The following is a 16,884-nucleotide window of genomic DNA, read 5'->3' as shown; positions in this document are numbered from 1 at the left end:
GGCTTTGCTGGCCCTTCGCGGGCAAGCCCGCTCCCACAGGTATCTCACTGTAGGAGCGGGCTTGCCCGCGAAAGGGCCGGTGAAATCAGCGCAATTTCTCGAGCATCTGGTAGTACCACATCCCTGCCGCCAACAGCGGATTCCCCAGCAAGTCCCCCATCGGCACCCGCACGTGCTTGCACTGCGCAAAGGTGTCGAACTTCTCCAGTGTCCCGGTCAGCGCTTCGGCCATGATCTCGCCCATGATGTGGCTGGTGGCAATGCCATGCCCGGAGTAACCCTGGCAGTACCAGACATTGTCCGAGAGCTTGCCCAGTTGCGGGATGCGGTTGACCACGATGCCCATGGCGCAACTCCACTGGAACTCGATCGGCACCCCTTTGAGCGCCGGGAAGGTGCGTTCGATGCAGGGCCGCAGTTCACCTTCGATGTCGCGTGAATCACGCCCGGAGTAGTTGGCGCCGCCGCCAAACAGCAAGCGCTTGTCGGCGGTCAGGCGGTAATAGTCGAGGACAAAGCGGCAGTCATACACCGCCAGGTCCTGCGGGTTGATCTGCTCGGCCAGTTCACCCAGCGGCGCAGTGGTAACGATGCCGCCCATGGCCGGGAAAATCTTGCCCTTGAGCTTGCGTTGCTCCAGCTTGTGGTAGACATCGCCGGCCAGCATCACCTGGCGGGCTTCGATGCGCCCCTCGGCGGTCACCACTGCCGGGCGCGGGCCGTGGACGATGTCCAGCACCTCTGAATGCTCGAAGATCAACGCGCCCAGGCTGTGGGCGGCGCGGGCCTCGCCCAGGCACAGGTTGAGCGGGTGCAGGTGCAGGTTGCGGCGGTTTTTCAAGGCGCCCAGGTACAGCGGGCTCTGCAGGTGCTGGGCCATGGCGCTGCGGTCGAGCATCTCGACCTGATCGCCCATGCCGCGACGCTCCGCCTCGGCCGCGAAACCGCGCAGTTCGTTCAAGTGCGACGGCTTCATCGCGGCATGCAGGTGGCCGCGCTTGAGGTCGCAGTCGATGCCGTAGCGTGCCACCCGTTGCTCGATGACCTGGTGCCCGCGCCAGCGCAGGTGCCAGATGAAATCATCCACCTCGCTGCCCAGGCGATCGCGCATTTGCGTGCGCATGGCTTCGTCGCCCGACAAGCTGCCGGTCACCTGGCCGCCATTACGCCCACTGGCGCCCCAGCCGATGCGGTTGGTTTCGACAATGGCCACCTTCAGGCCGCGCTCGGCCAACTCCACGGCGGTGGCAACGCCGGTGAACCCACCGCCGATGATGGCCACGTCGACGTGCACGGTGCCCTTGAGGGTCGGGTACTGCGTGTGGTCATTGAGGGTGGCGCTGTAATAGGACGGCGCGCGTTGGGCCGGTCCCTTGTTCAATGCTGCGTTCATGGGTGTTCCTTGTTATGAGTGGGGCTCAGGCCTGGTGCAGGTACCAACGCCAGTCCTGTTCGCTGACTTCGGCCATGAACTGGCGGTACTCAGCGCGCTTGACCTTCAGGTATACCCCAAGAAATTCATCGCCCAGTGCCTCCCGGGCCCAGCCCGAATGCTGCAGGGCATCCAGGGCGGTCAGCCAGTCGGTGGGCAAGTGCTCGGTGGCCTGGGCGTAGCCGTTGCCTTCAACGGGGGCGCCGGGGTCCAGCTGTTCTCGGATGCCGCGGTGGCTGGCGGCGAGGATGGCCGCTGCGGCCAGGTACGGGTTGGCATCGGCACCGCAGATGCGGTGCTCCACGTGTCGGCTGTTGGCCGGGCCGCCCGGTACGCGCAGGCTGACCGTGCGGTTGTCGACGCCCCAGGTGGGCGCCAGTGGCGCGTAGCTGTTGGCCTGGAAGCGGCGGAACGAGTTGGCATTGGGGCAAAACAGCAGCAGCGAATCGCGCAGGTGGCGCAGCATGCCGGCCACCGCTTGGCGCAACAACGGCGTACCGGCCTTGTCCTCGCTGGCGAACAGGTTGTTGCCGGCGCTGTCGGCCAGGCTCAGGTGCATGTGCATGCCGGTGCCGGCCAGTTGTGCAAAGGGTTTGGCCATGAAACAAGCCTGCATGCCATGCGCATGGGCCACGCCTTTGACCAGGCGCTTGTAGCGCACGGCCTGGTCCATGGCCAGCAGCGCATCGCCGTGCTCAAGGGTGATTTCCACCTGGCCAGGTGCGTACTCGGAGATTGCCGTGCGGGCGGGGATACCCTGGGCTTTGCACGCGGCGTAAAGGTCGGCGAGGAAGGGCTCGATCTGTTCCAGTTCACGCAGGCCATACACCTGCGTACTGCGCGGGCGCCCACCGTCGTTGTCCAGGGCCGGCTGCGGGCGGCCCTGGGCATCGCGTTTTTGGTCGAGTAGGTAGAACTCCAGCTCACACGCCATCACCGGGTGGTAGCCATCGGCCTTGAGCGCTTCGATCGTGCGCAACAGCACATGGCGTGGGTCGGCAATGCTCGCCGGCAGGCCTTCGCTGGGGTGCATGCTGACCTGCACTGCGGCGGTGGGTACGCGCCGCCAGGGCAGGCGCACCAAGCTGCCTTCCAGCGGGTAGGCGCGGCAGTCGATGTCGCCAACGTCCCAGACCAGGCCAGAGTTTTCGACGTCATCGCCATTGAGGGTCAGGCCCAGGATGGTGCTGGGCAGCGGGCGGCCGGTCTGGTAGACCGCCAGCAGTTCCTCGCGGTGCAGCAGCTTCCCGCGGGGGACGCCATTGGCGTCGAGGATGAACAGCTCGAACAGCTCGATATCGGGGTTGTCGGCCAGGAATTGGCTGGCGTGCTCTACGGGTGCAAAGTGCATGATGAATTCGCTCACGGGCGCACAGGGCCACCGCGCATGCTGGCGGCCCAGTTGAGTCAAACGGCCAGGCGGTGGCCGGGTTGGGTCACAATGGCGTGAGCGAAGTGTCCGGTGGGCGCGCGTGACGGCAGTGCCACAAAGCCCAGAAGGCGAGGATGATGTGGACCAGCGGATTTTCCCCAGCACGGCTCCTGGCCTTCGGCAGCGAAGGGCGGGACGACGGTGGGGCGATAGGCTGGGCGGGAGTCATGCCTTTGATACTCACATGCGGCGTAAGGTTGATTAAAGCAGTGAATGGCAACCTTTACATCAGCCTTCACTAAACATAGCGCGCCCGCCTGATCGTTGTAGGAGCAGCCTTGTGCTGCGAAGAGGGCGGTGATAGCAACCGACATCACCTTTGTTGTCACCGGCCTCTTCGCAGCACAAGGCTGCTCCTACACACAAAGGTGCGGCCAGCGCGGACAGCAAAGAACCCTCAAATCTGCGACAATTGCGCCTCTTCAAATGCCGATCATGAAAAAGCAGGCTCACCTGCATCACTAAAAAGCCCCATGACAGACCAAGCCATCGACCAGCTCCTGAAAAACCTCGACCACGCCATGATCGCCGACCGCCACCGTCTGCGTCGGCAACTGCACGAGCTGCGCAAACGCCCGGACGAAGCGAAGCTCGCCCAGTGGGTGGAAAAGGTCCAGGCCTCCTGCGCGCAGGTCACCGCACGCCAGCAAAGCGTGCCAACTGTGCGCTACGACGACAGCCTGCCGATTGCTGCCAAGCGTGACGAGATCAAAAAGGCGCTGGCCGAGCATCAGGTGCTGGTGATTGCCGGTGAGACCGGCTCGGGCAAGACCACTCAGTTGCCGAAAATCTGCCTCGAGCTGGGGCGCGGTAGCCATGGCCTGATCGCTCACACCCAGCCACGCCGTATCGCCGCGCGCAGCGTCGCTACCCGTGTCGCCGAAGAACTCGGCACGCCGCTGGGCGGGCTGGTCGGCTACCAGGTGCGTTTCGAAGACCAGAGTGATGCCAATACCCTGGTCAAACTGATGACCGACGGCATCCTGCTGGCCGAAACCCAGCACGACCGCTTCCTCGAACGCTACGACACGATCATCGTCGACGAAGCTCACGAACGCAGCCTCAACATCGACTTCCTGCTCGGCTACCTCAAGACCCTGCTGCACCGCCGCCCGGAACTGAAGCTGATCATCACCTCGGCGACCATCGACCTTGAGCGTTTCTCCCAGCACTTCGATGGCGCACCGATCATCGAAGTGTCGGGGCGCACCTTCCCGGTCGAAACCTGGTACCGCCCGCTGACCAGCGAGCAGGACGAGGAAGGCAACCAGATCGAGGAAGACCTCACCGTCGACCAGGCGATCCTCGCCACCCTGGACGAACTGGCGCAGCATGAGCGCAGCGAGGGCAAGGGCCCTGGGGATGTGCTGATTTTCTTGCCGGGCGAGCGGGAAATCCGCGACGCCGCCGAGATCTTGCGCAAGGCGCAACTGCGCCATACCGAGATTCTGCCGCTGTATGCGCGCCTGTCGCCCGCCGAGCAGCAGCGCATTTTCCAGTCGCACACCGGGCGCCGCGTGATCCTGGCCACCAACGTCGCCGAGACTTCGCTGACCGTGCCGGGCATTCGTTATGTGATCGACACCGGCACCGCCCGCATCAGCCGCTACAGTTACCGCGCCAAGGTTCAGCGCCTGCCGATCGAGGCGGTGTCGCAGGCCAGCGCCAACCAGCGTAAGGGCCGCTGCGGCCGGGTCGAACCGGGCATCTGCGTACGCTTGTACAGCGAAGAGGATTTCAACGGCCGGCCGGCGTTCACCGACCCAGAGATCCTGCGCACCAACCTCGCGGCGGTGATCCTGCAGATGCTGCACCTGCGCCTGGGTGCGATCGACGCGTTCCCGTTCATCGAGCCGCCGGATGGCAAGGCCATCAGCGACGGTTTCAACCTGTTGCAGGAGCTTTCGGCGGTCAACCGCGAGAACCAGTTGACCCCGCTTGGGCGACAGCTGGCGCGCTTGCCAATCGACCCACGGCTGGGCCGCATGCTGCTTGAAGGCGCCCGCCAGGGCAGCCTGCAGGAAGTGTTGATCGTGACCAGCGCTCTGTCGGTGCAAGACCCGCGCGAGCGGCCGCCGGAGCGCCAGCAGGCGGCCGACCAGGCGCATGCTCAGTGGAAGGACGTCGATTCCGATTTCGCCGCGTTGGTCAACCTGTGGCGTGGCTTCGAAGAACAGCGCCAGGCGTTGACGGCCAACCCGTTGCGTAACTGGTGCCGAAAGAATTTCCTCAATTACCTGCGCCTGCGCGAATGGCGCGATGCCCACCGCCAGCTGGCGCTGATTTGCCGTGACCTGCAATTGACGGTCAACAAGGAACCGTCCGATTACCAGCGCATGCACAAGGCCATCCTCAGCGGCCTGCTCAGCCAGATCGGCCAGAAGACGGAAGAGGGCGATTACCAAGGTGCCCGTCAGCGGCGCTTCTGGGTCCACCCGTCCTCGGGCTTGGGCCGCAAGCGCCCGCAGTGGGTCATGGCTGCCGAACTGGTAGAGACCACCAAACTGTATGCGCGGGTGGTCGCCAAGATCGAGCCCGACTGGATCGAGCCGCTGGCCACCCACCTGGTCAAGAAGAACCACTTCGAACCGCACTGGGAGAAAAAGCGCGGGCAAGTGGTGGCCTTTGAACAGATCACCTTGTATGGGCTGATTCTGGTGGGGCGCCGGCCGGTGCACTTTGGCCCGATCGACCCGGTGACCTCCCGCGAGCTGTTCATCCGCGAGGGGCTGGTGGGCGGCGAGATCCAGTCGCGGGCCAAGTGCCTGGCGGCCAACAAACGCTTGCTTGAACAGCTCGACGAACTGGAGGCCAAGGCCCGTCGGCGCGATATTCTCGCCGATGAAGAGACCCTCTACGCGTTCTACGAAGCGCGCCTGCCCGAGGAAATCCACCAGACCGCGACCTTCGATGCCTGGTACCGCATGACCAGCCAGAAGGACGCCAACCTGCTGATCATGCGCGAAGAAGACGTGCTGGCGCGTGAAGCCAGCGAAGTCACCGCGGCGCAGTACCCGGACAGCCTGCAGGTAGGGGACTTGCGCCTGTCGTTGACTTACCACTTCGAGCCGGGCCACCCCCGCGACGGTGTGACCGTGCGCGTTCCGGCGCCGCTGTTGCCAAGCCTGCCTGGCGAACGCCTGGAGTGGCTGGTGCCGGGCCTGATCGAAGCCAAGTGCGTGGCGCTGGTGCGCAACCTGCCCAAGGCCCTGCGCAAGAATTTCGTGCCGGTACCGGACTTCGTCAAGGCCGCGCTGGCGCGCATGACCTTCGGCCAGGGCGCGTTGCCCCAGGCCTTGGGCCAGGAGCTGCTGCGCATGACCGGTGCGCGTGTGTCCGACGAGGCCTGGGCAGAATCGGTCAACTTGGTCGAAGGCCACCTGCGGATGAACATCGAAGTGGTCGATGGCCAGGGCAAGTTCCTCGGCGAAGGCCGCGACCTGGCCGAGCTGACCGCACGCTTTGTCGCCGCCAGCCAGGCCGCATTGGCCGTGCCACGCAGCGAGAACGCCGAACGCCCGGTGCAGGCCAAGGCCTTCAGTGAAGTGGCGCAGAGCACCCAGCAGAAGATCGCCGGCCTGTCGATGACCGTCTACCCGGCGCTGGTGGACGAAAACGGCACCGTGCGCGAAGGGCGTTTCTCGACCCAGGCCGAAGCCGAGTTTCAGCACCGTCGCGCCTTGCAGCGCCTGTTGCTGCAGCAGTTGGCGGAGCCTGCCAAGTTTTTGCGTGGCAAGTTGCCCGGGCTGACCGAACTGGGCTTGCTGTACCGCGAGCTGGGCCGTGTCGAGGCACTGGTCGAAGACATTCTGCTGGCCAGCCTGGACAGCTGCATCCTCGAGGGTGAACACCCGCTGCCGCGCGACGGTGCCGCCTTGGCCGGCTTGGCCGAGCGCAAACGTGGCAGTTGGGCCGAGCACGCTGAACGCCTGGCGCGCCAGACCTTGGAAGTGCTCAAGTTGTGGCACGGGCTGCAGAAGCGCTTCAAAGGCAAGATCGACCTGAGCCAGGCGGTGGCGCTGAACGACATCAAGCAACAGCTGGCCAACCTGGTGTACCCGGGCTTCGTTCGCGAAACCCCGGGCGCCTGGTTCAAGGAGTTGCCGCGTTACCTCAAGGCCGTGGAGTTACGCTTGGAGAAGCTCGGCTCGCAGGTGCAGAAGGACCGCGTCTGGAGTGGCGAGCTGGCAAACCTCTGGGCCCAGTACAAGACACGTGCCGACAAGCACGCCCAGGAGGGCAAGCGTGATGAGCAACTGACGCTGTACCGTTGGTTGTTGGAGGAATACCGGGTGTCGTTGTTCGCTCAGCAGTTGGGTACCAAAGTGCCGATTTCTGACAAGCGTCTCAGCAAACAGTGGGCTCAGGTGGAAGCCTAAACCGCAGAAGATGTGGCAATATTGATGCAATTTGGGGCCGCCTAGCGGCCTCTGTGGGAGCGGGTTTACCCGCGAACGAGGGCAACGCCCTCGCCTTCGAGTTGGCACTAAAGTGCTACTACGCATTTTCCAGCCAGCGCCCCGTGGCGATGGCCTTTGACCAGAGGAACGACCGTGCATAACGTCGTGATCAGCGGCACCGGCCTGTATACCCCGGCCCAGAGCATTTCCAACGAAGAACTGGTGGAGTCCTTCAACACGTGGGCGCAGCAGTTCAACCACGACAACGCCGCCGCCATCGAGCGCGGCGAGGTCGAGGCAGCGCCGCTGTCCGACGCCGCTTTCATCGAGAAGGCCTCGGGCATCAAGAGCCGCTTCGTGCTGGACAAGGCCGGCATCCTCGACCCGCAACGCATGAAGCCACGCCTGCCAGAGCGCTCCAATGACGAGCCGTCGATTCTGTGTGAAATGGCGGTGGCCGCTGCTCGCCAAGCACTTGAACGCGCGGGCCGTACCGCCGCCGACGTCGATGGGGTGATCGTCGCGTGCTCCAACCTGCAGCGCCCATACCCGGCCATTGCCATCGAAGTGCAAAATGCATTGGGCATCGAGGGCTTTGCCTTCGACATGAACGTGGCCTGCTCGTCAGCCACCTTCGGCATCCAGACCGCCGCCAACAGCGTGCAGCTGGGCCAGGCGCGTTCGGTACTGATGGTCAACCCCGAGGTCTGCACCGGCCACCTGAACTTCCGCGACCGCGACAGCCACTTCATCTTCGGTGATGCCGCCACCGCCGTGCTGATCGAGCGTGCCGACCAGGCCACCTCGAAGCACCAGTTCGAGATTGTCAGCAGCAAGTTGTGGACCGGCTTTTCCAACAACATCCGTAACAACTTCGGCTTCCTCAACCGCGCGGCGGAGGAGGGGGAAGGTGCTGCGGACAAGTTGTTCATCCAGGAAGGCCGCAAGGTGTTCCGTGAAGTGTGCCCGAAGGTGGCTGAGCTGATCGGTGAGCACCTTGAAGCCAATGACCTGCAGCCGAGCGACGTCAAGCGCTTCTGGTTGCACCAGGCCAACCTGAGCATGAACCACTTGATCGTCAAGAAGCTGCTGGGGCGTGAAGCCACCGAGGAAGAGGCACCGGTGATTCTGGACCGTTATGCCAACACCAGTTCGGCGGGGTCGGTGATTGCATTCCACCTGTACCAGGATGACCTGGCCGAGGGTGCGGTGGGCGTGCTGAGCTCGTTTGGCGCGGGGTATTCGGTGGGTAGCGTGATTTTGCGCAAACGCTGATTGCCGGGGCCGCTTTGCGGCCATTCGCAGCGCAAGGCTGCTCCTACAGGGGAACGCGAACCGCACCGGTAGGAGCAGCCTTGCGCTGCGAATGGGCTGCAAAGCAGCCCCCTACAATGTCACACACAAAAAAAGGCAGGAAATACCGGATGGGGTCGGCATTTCCCGCCTTGAGTGAAGCAGTGAAGCGGTTGCTTAGAACTTGGCTTCCAGGTCTACCTGCAGCGTGTCTACGTCAGCATTGCTGTTCGGCAGCTGCGACAGATCGGTCTTGGCCATCAGGTACGCCGCGCCCAGCGAGAAGTTCTTGTCGATCTCGTAACCGACCTTGAACTTGTGGCCACGAGAGCCGGTGAAGCCGTTGCCGAAGTCGGAGTCGGTGAACAGGCTGACCACGGCGTTACGTTGAACATCGCGGTAGTTGTAGTCCAGGCTCCAAGCGCCGACCTTGGTTTTCAGACCGGCCAGCCAGGCCTGGTCTTCACCGTCGGTGCTCTCGGTGTTTTTCACGTATTGGCCGTAGGCCGACAGCGGGATGGCGAAGCCAGTGAAGTCGAGCTGACCGAAGCCTTCCACCAGGTTGAACTCATTGGTGGTGTTGCCGAACGACTGCAGAATGGCCGCTTCCTTGTCGTTGTCGTAGCCATAGATGCTCGCACCCACAGTGACTTTCAGCACGTCGGCAGGGGCGAACTTGGCGCCCAGCTGGCCGTGGTAGACCTGCGCATCGTGCTTGTACTGCACGCCGTCGCCGTCGACGTTGTCTTTGAGGGTGTACTGACCGGCACTGGCGAACACTTCGGCGCCGCCCAGGTCAGCCTTGTAGGTCGCGGCCACGCCTTCCGGGTTGATGTCGCTGTCCCAGATGATATCGCCCATGCTCACCCACGGCTGTGGCATCTTGCCGCCGATCAGGTGCAGGTTTGGCACTGCGGTCGGGTGCCAGTCGAGGTAGGCCAGGTCGACCCACAGCGATTTCTTGTCGAAATAGTTGTCGAAGCTCTGGTTGGTCGAGCGGCGGTCGGCGCTGCTACCGGTGGCGATACGCACGCCAGCATCGACTTGCGGGTTGATTTCGCTGTAGAAGCCGACACGGGCACGGACGCGCTGGCGGTCCTGGTTGCCGCTGCTGCTGTTCGGGTCGTCAACGTTGACGTCTTCGTAACGCAGGCGCACATCACCCTTGATCTGGGTCTTGGCGGCCCATGCCACTTTTTGTTCAAAGGAACTCATACGCTCGGACTGCGCTTTCTGGTCGGCCTTTTCCTTGGTCTCTTTTGCCAGATCGCCTTGCAGTTCGTTGTACTGCGCCTGGTTGATCGAGCCATTGGCGCGGAGCATTTCGAGCAGCTTGGCGTCGACAGCAGCACTGGCCGGAGTACTCAGAGCCAGCATCATGCCGGTGAGGCTCACTCCGGTAAGTGTGGAAACAAGACGCATAAGGTTCTCCCTACTAGAAAAAAATGGGGGAGGCTCAGCGCCCGCCCCTGTGTTGGCATGTCTTCGGAAAGGGCCTGAATAGACAGGTTCTGGGGTTCCGGAAAACAGGCGCAAGTATTGCGGGGGGGAATGACAGATTAATGTCTAATTAGTGGCACTGTTGTTAAGTAATCGGCAATGAACGGATTGGCCAGGTGATCGTCATTTGAGTGATGGGCCATTCTTCCGGGATACTGAGGGCCTCAAGACAGCGAGTCGAAACCGTGACCAGCCTGTACAGCCTTGCTCATCTGCGTGATCTTCCGGCGGCCACCTGGGATGCCCTGGTGCCTGCGGGCCAACCGTTTCTGCGCCACGCCTTTCTCAGCGCGATGGAGGACAGTGGCAGCGTTGCCCGCTCCACCGGCTGGGCTGCCGAGCACCTGGTGCTGGAGCGTGAAGGGCAGGTACGCGCCGTGCTGCCGGCCTACCGCAAGTGGCATTCGTTTGGCGAATACGTGTTCGACCACGGCTGGGCCGATGCCTGTGAGCGGGCAGGCATTGCCTACTACCCCAAGCTACTGGGCGCTGTGCCGTTCAGCCCGGTCAGCGGCCCGCGCCTGCTGGCCGCCGACCCCGCCGATGGCCTGCTGGTGTTGCAAGCATTGCCCGAGTACCTGGGCAAGGGCGGGCTCTCTGGCGCGCACATCAACTTCACCGACCCGGCACTGGACCAGCAGATGGCCGGCTTGCCAGGCTGGATGGAGCGGCTGGGTTGCCAGTTCCACTGGCGCAACCGAGGCTATCGGGACTTCCAGGATTTTCTCGACACGCTCAGCTCGCGCAAGCGCAAGCAGATGCGCAAAGAGCGCGAGCAAGTGGCCGGGCAGGGCATCGACTTTCAGTGGTACCGGGGTGATGAACTGGATGAGGCGCAGTGGGACTTCGTCTACCTGTGCTACGCCAACACGTATGCAGTGCGCCGGCGCGCGCCGTACCTGACCCGTGAGTTCTTCAGCCTGCTGGCCGAGCGCATGCCCGAGGCGCTGCGTGTGGTGATGGCCAGGCAAGGCGGGCGTGACGTGGCCATGGCCCTGAGCCTGGTGGGCGGTGACAGCCTGTATGGCCGTTACTGGGGATGCCTGGATGAGTTCGACCGGCTGCACTTTGAAACGTGCTTCTACCAGGGCATGGACTTTGCCATTGCTGAAGGCCTGCAGCGGTTCGATGCAGGGGCTCAGGGTGAGCACAAGTTGATCCGAGGGTTCGAGCCGGTGCTGACGCGGTCGTGGCATTACCTGCTGCATCCCGGGTTGCGGCGGGCGGTGGAAGGGTTTTTGTTGCAGGAGCGGGAAGGGGTGCAGGGGTATGCCGAAGAGGCGCGGGGGATGTTGCCTTACCGCAGGGATTGAATAACACGTTGCCTGCGCCGGCCTCTTCGCGGGCAAGCCCGCTCCCACAGGAATATCACTGCCCTCAAAACCAGTGATGGATCTGTGGGCTGCACAGGAATATCACTGCACTCAAAACCAGTGATGAACCTGTGGGAGCGGGCTTGCCCCGCGAAGAGGCCGGCGCAGGCAACCGCTCATCTCAATCCACCCCAACAAACCCGCCGGTCTGGTGATGCCACAACCGCGCATACAACCCTTGCTGCGCCAGCAACTCACTGTGGCTGCCACTCTCGACGATATGCCCTTTGTCCAGCACCACCAGCCGGTCCATCCGGGCAATGGTCGAAAGCCGGTGGGCGATGGCGATCACGGTCTTGCCCTGCATCAGTGTCTCAAGGCTCTCCTGGATCGCGGCTTCAACCTCAGAGTCCAGCGCTGAAGTGGCCTCGTCCATGATCAGGATCGGTGCGTTCTTCAACAACACCCTGGCAATCGCGATACGTTGACGCTGGCCGCCAGACAACTTGACCCCACGCTCGCCCACATGCGCATCGAAGCCGGTACGCCCTTGGGCGTCGGTCAACTGCGGAATGAACTCGTCGGCGCGGGCGCGGCGTACGGCTTCAAGCAGTGCCGCTTCGCTGGCCTCTGGGCGGCCGTACAGCAGGTTGTCACGGATCGAGCGGTGCAACAGCGAGGTGTCCTGGGTGATCATGCCAATCTGCGCACGCAGGCTGGCCTGGCTCACTTCGGCAATGTCCTGGCCATCGATGAGGATGCGCCCACCCTGCACGTCATACAGCCGCAGCAGCAGGTTCACCAGGGTCGATTTGCCCGCGCCAGAAGGGCCGATCAGGCCAATCTTCTCGCCCGGGCGGATGTTCAGATTGAGCCCTTCGATCACGTTGCTGGCTTTGCCGTAGTGGAAGTCCACATCGTCGAAATGCACCGCACCACGGCTCACCTTCAATGCCGGCGCATTGGGCTTGTCAGTGACGGTGACCGGCTGGGCGATGGTCTGCAGGCCGTCCTGGACCATGCCGATGTTCTCGAAGATGCCGTTGACCACCCACATGATCCAGCCCGACATGTTGACGATGCGGATCACCAACCCGGTGGTCAGGGCAATTGCCCCCACGGTGATCAGCGACTGGCTCCACAGCCACAGTGCCAGGCCGGTGGTGCCGACCACCAGCAAGCCGTTGAGGGTGGTGATGACCACGTCCATGCTGGTGATCACCCGCGAGGCCAGTTGCGTTTTTTCGGTCTGCTCGCGGATCGCCTCACGGGCGTACTGCTGTTCGTAGTCGGTATGGGCAAACAGCTTGAGGGTGGCGATGTTGGTGTAGCCGTCGACGATGCGCCCCATCAGTTTGGAGCGTGCGTCTGACGAAATCACCGAACGCGCCTTAACCCGCGGCACGAAGTAGAACAGCGCGGCGATGTAACAGGCGATCCACGCCAACAGTGGCAGCATCAGGCGCCAGTCGGCCTCGGCGAACAGGACCAGCGAGCTGACGGCATAGATCAGCACGTGCCACAGGGCATCCACTGCCTGTACCGCCGAATCGCGCAGCGAGTTGCCGGTTTGCATGATGCGCTGGGCAATACGCCCGGCGAAGTCGCTTTGGAAGAAGTTCAGGCTCTGTTTGAGCACATAGGAGTGGTTTTGCCAGCGAATCAGGCTGGTCATGCCTGGGTTGATGGTCTGGTGCACCAGCAGGTCGTGCAGGCCGAAGAACAGCGGGCGCAGCAGCAGGATCACCACCAGCATCCACATCAGCTCACCGCTGTGTTCGCTGAAGAAGTTGGCATTGGGCGTGCCTTGGGCCAGGTCGATGATACGGCTCAGGTAGCTGAACATCGCCACTTCGATCAACGAAGCGACCAGGCCGACCACCAGCAGGGCGGCGAAGCTTGGCCAGACCTGGCGCAGGTAATACAGGTAGAACGGCCACACCGTGCTTGGCGGTGCTTCGCTCGGTGCCTCGCGAAAAATGTCGATGAGTCGTTCGAAACGGCGGTACAGCATGGGTGACAACACTCCTGTTGGTCCGGCCTTCAGGCGGGTTCACGTCCCTGTGAAACCTGCATTCAGTCGATACGTTTGGCGGACTTGATATAGACCGGATCGGCCGGCACGTCGCGCATGCCCTTTTTCACGGTGGTCGGTGAATTGACGATCTGGTCGACCACTTCCATGCCTTTGGTCACCTTGCCGAACACGGCATAGCCACGGTCACGGCCTGGGTTGAGGAAGTCGTTGTCAGCCACGTTGATGAAGAACTGGCTGGTGGCCGAATTCGGGTCCGAGGTGCGGGCCATGGACAGTGTGCCACGGGTGTTCAGCAAGCCATTGCTGGCTTCGTTGCGGATCGGATCTTTGGTGTCTTTCTGCACCATCTGATCGGTGAAGCCGCCGCCCTGGACCATGAAGCCCGGGATCACGCGGTGGAAGATGGTGTTGTTGTAGAAGCCGCTGTCGACGTACTGCAGGAAGTTCTTGGTACTGATCGGCGCCTTCTCGGCATTCAACTCGATTTCGACCTGACCGAAGCTGGTGTCCAGCAACACGTGAGGGGTCTTGTCGGACGCCATGACGCTGGTGGCGAAGGCGACCAAGCAGGCGGTGAGCAGGAGTTTTTTCAGCATGGGCTCAAAGATCCTTGAGAGGTGGAAGCAGCTGCAAGAAACTGCAGCAGGGTCTGGTTGAAGACCTCGGGTTGATCGAGGGGCGTAGCGTGCCGGGAATCGTCGATGACTACCAGCCTGGCCTGCGGCATCAGGGCTACGTAGCGCTCTTTCAGATGTATCGGCGTGTAATCGTGGTCGGCGGCAATCACCAGCGTGGGACAGCGAATTTGCCCAATGCGTTCCTGCACGCCCCAGTCAACGATGGCGTCGAAGCTCTTGAGGTAGGCACGTTTGTCGTTGCGTGCCCAGCGCTGCGCCATCTTCTGGCGCAGGTCAGCTTGGCCGGGCTTGGGGAACAGGCGCTGGGCCAGGCCTTTGCCCACTGTCTCGACGCTGAGCAGGCGTGCCAGGCCCCAACGCTTGGCCCACCAGGCCCAGTCGCTGCGGGTGCGGCGCTTCACCTCTGGGGCGCTGTTGACAATGCACAGGCTGCGCAGCCAGCGCGGGTGATCGACGGCAAACTGGAAGCCGACCATCCCACCCATCGACAGGCCCACGAAGTGTACCGGGCCGGTCTGCAGGTGTTCGAGCAGGGCCAGCAGGTCTTCGCTGAAGGTGGCGATCTGGTAGCCGTCACGGGGCTTGTCGGAGCGGCCGTGGCCGCGGATGTCCATGACGATGACCCGGTAGTGGCGGCTCAACAGCGGTATCTGCAGCTCCCAGTCCTGGCAGCTGGAGCCCAGGCCATGCAGCAGCACCAAGGGTTCGCCCTGGCCGTATTCCTCGTAATGCAGTAAGCATCCTTCGTGTTCGAAATAGGCCATGGGCGCGGTCCTCTCAGGCTTGTGGGGGGGCTGCGAAGGGCACGTCCAGAGGCGCGGTGTCGAAGTTGCGCAGCAGGTCGATGAGAATCTGCGTAGCCGGGCCCAGGGTCTTCTCTTTGCTCGAATAAAGGTAGAACAGTGGGTGACGGCTGCCACCCTGATCCAGTGGCAACGGCTTGAGCACGCCTTCACGCAGTTCGCGCTCGATCATGTGCCGCGGCAGCCAGGCAAAGCCCAGGCCGCTGCTGACGAAGGTGGTGGCGGTGCCCAAGCTGCCGACGGTCCAGCGCTGTTCTGCGCCCAGCCAGCCGACATCCAGCGGTTGTGCGCGGCCAGAGTCGCGGATCACCACCTGCAGCTGGCTTTCCAGGTCCTGGAAGGTAATTTCACGGCCCAGGCGGTGCAGGCTGTGTTCGGGGTGGGCAACGGCGATGAACTCTACCGCGCTCAGTTCGGCGCCCAGGTAGCCGCCGATGCTGTAGCTGCTGATGGCCAGGTCGGCGATGCCTTCGCGTAGCACTTCCTCGACGCCCGACAACACCTCTTCACGCAGGCGTACCCGGCAACCGCGGCTTTGCGGCATGAACGCACTCAGCGCACGGACCAGCCGGGCGCTGGGGTAGGCGGCGTCGACCACCACGCGCACCTCGGCTTCCCAGCCTTGCTCCATGTGATGGGCAAGGTCTTCGAGCTGGCTGGCCTGTTTGACCAAATGGCGTGAACGGCGCAGCAGCACGTTGCCAGCCTCGGTGAGCACCGCCTTGCGCCCATCGATGCGCAGCAGCGGAACACCGAGCTGCTCTTGCATGCGGGCCACGGTGTAGCTGACCGACGACTGCGAACGGTGCAGCGCCTCGGCGGCCTGGGCAAACCCCCCGTGATCGACCACTGCTTGCAGTGTTCGCCACTGATCAAGGGTTACGCGCGGCGCTTTCATGTTTCGCTCCTGTTGTCCTAAGCTGCGCTCTTCCAAGGAGAGCGCCCCATGAAGAAATGTTGTGCGGCAATACTGATGTGCCTGCCCCTCGGTGCCATGGCTTACCCCATCGATGTGGAGAAGCAATTGAAGGACGGGGTCAAGCTCGACTACACAGCCTACGATACCGCCTACGACATTGGCGCCATCACCCTCAACAACTATGGGCAGGTGCCTGCAGCTTGCAAGGTGATGTTCCGCAACGGCCCGGAAGCGCCGCGGGTGCGCCGGGTGAACGTGCCGGCAGGTAAAAGCGTCGACGTCACCGCCAAGTTCAATCGCCAGATCATCAAATTGCGGATCAGCGTGAACTGTACAGCGGAATAAACGGATTAATCGATTGATTGAACCCACTTTTTACGCTTTTTTATCGATAGGTCAAGCCTTAATCTCACCTCCATCGAATCGCACCCTTTTTGCCGATGGAGGCACCCCATGTCCCGCGTACTGATCATCGAAAGCAGCGCCCGCCAGCAGGATTCCGTTTCCCGTCAACTGACCCGCGACTTCATCCAGCAATGGCAGGCCGCCCACCCGAGCGATGAGATCACCGTACGTGACCTGGCTGTGACCTCGGTGCCGCACCTGGATGCCAACCTGCTCGGTGGCTGGATGAAGCCCGAAGAGCAGCGCAATGCCGCCGAGCTCGAAGCGCTGGCCCGCTCCAATGAGCTGACGGATGAACTGCTGGCGGCCGACGTGCTGGTGATGGCTGCGCCGATGTACAACTTCACCATCCCCAGCACCCTCAAGGCCTGGCTGGACCACGTGCTGCGCGCCGGCATCACCTTCAAGTACACCCCGACCGGCCCGCAGGGCCTGCTGACTGGCAAGCGCGCCATCGTCCTGACCGCCCGCGGTGGCATTCATGCCGGCGCCACCAGCGACCACCAAGAGCCCTACCTGCGCCAGGTGATGGCGTTCATCGGCATTCACGATGTGAATTTCATCCATGCCGAAGGCCTGAACATGAGCGGCGACTTCCACGAGAAGGGCATCAACCAGGCCAAGGCCAAGCTGGCTGCGGTGGCCTGAGCGTCAACGAATTCCCAACCCTGACACCTGTTTTTGCTCCTTTGGGTGTACCTGCCCGGCCTA

The 16,884-nt window shown here is 62.9% G+C and carries 12 protein-coding genes; 5 read left to right on the top strand and 7 right to left on the bottom strand.

Annotated elements, in window-relative coordinates; all coding sequences use genetic code 11:
• Positions 1-85: 85 nt before the first annotated feature.
• Together AC5PZ0_RS15065 and AC5PZ0_RS15060 are read right to left on the bottom strand one after the other, a co-directional pair.
• Entirely contained in the window at positions 86-1,393 is a 1,308-nt protein-coding gene (locus tag AC5PZ0_RS15065; RefSeq protein WP_099430156.1) for an NAD(P)/FAD-dependent oxidoreductase, read from the bottom strand.
• 25 nt (positions 1,394-1,418) lie between these two features.
• On the bottom strand, positions 1,419-2,783 hold the full coding sequence (locus tag AC5PZ0_RS15060; RefSeq protein ID WP_238217015.1) for a glutamine synthetase family protein: 1,365 nt from the start codon (positions 2,781-2,783) through the stop codon (positions 1,419-1,421).
• 554 nt (positions 2,784-3,337) lie between these two features.
• Here AC5PZ0_RS15060 and hrpA point away from each other — a divergent pair.
• A complete protein-coding gene (gene hrpA, locus AC5PZ0_RS15055) occupies positions 3,338-7,243 on the top strand; it encodes an ATP-dependent RNA helicase HrpA (RefSeq protein ID WP_265968484.1) in 3,906 nt (1,301 codons plus the stop codon).
• 174 nt (positions 7,244-7,417) lie between these two features.
• Positions 7,418-8,539, top strand: a complete 1,122-nt coding sequence (locus tag AC5PZ0_RS15050; RefSeq protein ID WP_099430154.1) for a beta-ketoacyl-ACP synthase III — start codon at positions 7,418-7,420, stop codon at positions 8,537-8,539.
• Between the two features lie 195 nt (positions 8,540-8,734).
• Here AC5PZ0_RS15050 and AC5PZ0_RS15045 read toward each other — a convergent pair whose 3' ends face one another.
• Complete coding sequence (locus AC5PZ0_RS15045; protein WP_027593146.1) at positions 8,735-9,979, bottom strand: putative porin; 1,245 nt, start codon at positions 9,977-9,979, stop codon at positions 8,735-8,737.
• A gap of 263 nt (positions 9,980-10,242) precedes the next feature.
• Between AC5PZ0_RS15045 and AC5PZ0_RS15040 the strand changes: the two genes are divergently transcribed.
• A complete protein-coding gene (locus AC5PZ0_RS15040) occupies positions 10,243-11,370 on the top strand; it encodes a GNAT family N-acetyltransferase (RefSeq protein WP_412765376.1) in 1,128 nt (375 codons plus the stop codon).
• Positions 11,371-11,551: 181 nt separating this feature from the next.
• On the opposite strand, the gene AC5PZ0_RS15035 is transcribed toward AC5PZ0_RS15040, so the two are convergent.
• The 4 genes from AC5PZ0_RS15035 to AC5PZ0_RS15020 all read right to left on the bottom strand — a co-directional run bounded on the left by AC5PZ0_RS15035 (position 11,552) and on the right by AC5PZ0_RS15020 (position 15,747).
• Positions 11,552-13,384 carry an ABC transporter ATP-binding protein gene (locus AC5PZ0_RS15035; protein ID WP_493855268.1) on the bottom strand — a complete coding sequence of 611 codons (1,833 nt, stop codon included), beginning with the start codon at positions 13,382-13,384 and terminating at the stop codon, positions 11,552-11,554.
• Positions 13,385-13,446: 62 nt separating this feature from the next.
• Positions 13,447-14,004, bottom strand: coding sequence for a peptidylprolyl isomerase (locus tag AC5PZ0_RS15030; RefSeq protein WP_493855267.1), 558 nt, complete (start codon positions 14,002-14,004; stop codon positions 13,447-13,449).
• On the bottom strand, positions 13,998-14,810 hold the full coding sequence (locus AC5PZ0_RS15025; protein ID WP_027593142.1) for an alpha/beta fold hydrolase: 813 nt from the start codon (positions 14,808-14,810) through the stop codon (positions 13,998-14,000). Before AC5PZ0_RS15025 ends, AC5PZ0_RS15030 begins: the two co-directional genes overlap by 7 nt.
• A 13-nt stretch (positions 14,811-14,823) precedes the next feature.
• Positions 14,824-15,747 (bottom strand): LysR family transcriptional regulator, encoded by a 924-nt coding sequence (locus AC5PZ0_RS15020; RefSeq protein ID WP_027593141.1) that lies wholly within the window; start codon positions 15,745-15,747, stop codon positions 14,824-14,826.
• Between the two features lie 48 nt (positions 15,748-15,795).
• On the opposite strand from AC5PZ0_RS15020, the gene AC5PZ0_RS15015 reads away from it, so the two are divergent.
• Together AC5PZ0_RS15015 and AC5PZ0_RS15010 are read left to right on the top strand one after the other, a co-directional pair.
• Positions 15,796-16,113, top strand: a complete 318-nt coding sequence (locus AC5PZ0_RS15015) for a 3-phosphoglycerate kinase (protein WP_085272465.1) — start codon at positions 15,796-15,798, stop codon at positions 16,111-16,113.
• Positions 16,114-16,221: 108 nt separating this feature from the next.
• Positions 16,222-16,821 (top strand): FMN-dependent NADH-azoreductase, encoded by a 600-nt coding sequence (locus tag AC5PZ0_RS15010; protein WP_454243108.1) that lies wholly within the window; start codon positions 16,222-16,224, stop codon positions 16,819-16,821.
• Positions 16,822-16,884 lie beyond the last annotated feature (63 nt).

This window comes from Pseudomonas sp. 5.2 (assembly GCF_059025405.1).
Note: the sequence above shows the minus strand (reverse complement) of the source record. Positions and strands in the feature narration are given on the sequence as shown.

Bases quoted from the DNA above. Each gene is read 5' to 3' on its own strand.
- AC5PZ0_RS15065 (WP_099430156.1), bottom strand. From the start codon at position 1,393: ATGAACGCAGCATTGAACAAGGGACCGGCCCAACGCGCGCCGTCCTAT.
- AC5PZ0_RS15060 (WP_238217015.1), bottom strand. From the start codon at position 2,783: ATGCACTTTGCACCCGTAGAGCACGCCAGCCAATTCCTGGCCGACAAC.
- hrpA (WP_265968484.1), top strand. From the start codon at position 3,338: ATGACAGACCAAGCCATCGACCAGCTCCTGAAAAACCTCGACCACGCC.
- AC5PZ0_RS15045 (WP_027593146.1), bottom strand. From the start codon at position 9,979: ATGCGTCTTGTTTCCACACTTACCGGAGTGAGCCTCACCGGCATGATG.
- AC5PZ0_RS15035 (WP_493855268.1), bottom strand. From the start codon at position 13,384: ATGCTGTACCGCCGTTTCGAACGACTCATCGACATTTTTCGCGAGGCA.
- AC5PZ0_RS15030 (WP_493855267.1), bottom strand. From the start codon at position 14,004: ATGCTGAAAAAACTCCTGCTCACCGCCTGCTTGGTCGCCTTCGCCACC.
- AC5PZ0_RS15025 (WP_027593142.1), bottom strand. From the start codon at position 14,810: ATGGCCTATTTCGAACACGAAGGATGCTTACTGCATTACGAGGAATAC.
- AC5PZ0_RS15020 (WP_027593141.1), bottom strand. From the start codon at position 15,747: ATGAAAGCGCCGCGCGTAACCCTTGATCAGTGGCGAACACTGCAAGCA.
- AC5PZ0_RS15015 (WP_085272465.1), top strand. From the start codon at position 15,796: ATGAAGAAATGTTGTGCGGCAATACTGATGTGCCTGCCCCTCGGTGCC.
- AC5PZ0_RS15010 (WP_454243108.1), top strand. From the start codon at position 16,222: ATGTCCCGCGTACTGATCATCGAAAGCAGCGCCCGCCAGCAGGATTCC.